2 protein-coding genes are annotated in these 1009 nt (G+C 54.8%); both read right to left on the reverse strand.

The window, feature by feature from the left end:
• Positions 1–34: 34 nt before the first annotated feature.
• Positions 35–436 carry a hypothetical protein gene (locus tag ACZ4TW_RS24070; RefSeq protein ID WP_465547049.1) on the reverse strand — a complete coding sequence of 134 codons (402 nt, stop codon included), beginning with the start codon at positions 434–436 and terminating at the stop codon, positions 35–37.
• Between the two features lie 13 nt (positions 437–449).
• A partial coding sequence (locus ACZ4TW_RS24075; protein WP_465547051.1) for a hypothetical protein occupies positions 450–1009 on the reverse strand: 560 nt, incomplete at its 5' end.

Consider the following 1009-nt stretch of genomic DNA (forward strand, 5'->3'; position numbering starts at 1 on the left):
CGGCTTCCGCAACCTCAACCACTACATCTTGCGGTCACTCATCCACTCCGGCCAACTCGCAGAACGACTGCATGCACTCTGAATCCGGAAGAGCCCCTTTGGTCGATTTGACACCTGAAATACGGTCTCTTTGGTTCGCTCTCCATGACAATTCTGGGATACTTATTCCGAGACTTCGCTCAAAAGGAGAGAAAGCCTGGAACGTTTCGGCGACTGAGAATTGTGGATAAGTCTGTCGCACTCGCACTTTAAGGATGTCCCTAGGGCGATGTCCTAAGACTTTCCCCGTGTCCGGATCTAGGACTGGTCGTCCGTCCTCTGAAGATTCGACCGCGAATACGGTTCCAAGTTTGACGCCATCCTCTTCGCCCTTGTTGATCAGGACCGTGTACTCGTCTTCCACCCCGGCTACCTTGCCAACGATCGGTTTCTTCATTGTCATCCTCGTGTCACCCTTCGCCCTGGCCTGGTGCTCTAGTCGGATCGGTGTCAGCGACACCGGAGTCCTCGGTTTTAGTTCGTGGTTTGTCGCCAAGGCGAACCGTTGGTCGTTGGGCGCCAATGGCTTCGCTATTGGCCTCGAACCTCTCCTTAGCGGCTGCAATCACGGAGTTATCTACTGCCAATGCATCCAGTTCGTGGAGGGTTTGGTATGACGCCACATAAGCTGAATGCAGTGCCATTTCGGCGGCGCGCAATTCTCCGACTTGTTCCATCGATCCAAGTTCGTAGGCGCCGTCTACGGCTGCGCGGATAGGTTCGTGAGCCCGTTCAAGTGCGTATTGAGAACCGAGTGTTGTGTAGGCCGCTAACCGTACTTTCTCTTGGACTTTTTTATCGCCCTCTTTTCGGTAATAGGCATCCGCGGCAAAGGTTCCGAACGCAAGTGTGAATACGGGTACTCCGACGTTGGTGGCTCTTCGAAGTTGAGCGGGCAATGCCTGGTCAGGGCCGCGGCGTGTCGTTGAGGTGAGACGCCCCTGGTCTCCGGAAATCTGGATGTTGCGAA

The organism is Agromyces sp. NPDC029043 (assembly GCF_055564615.1).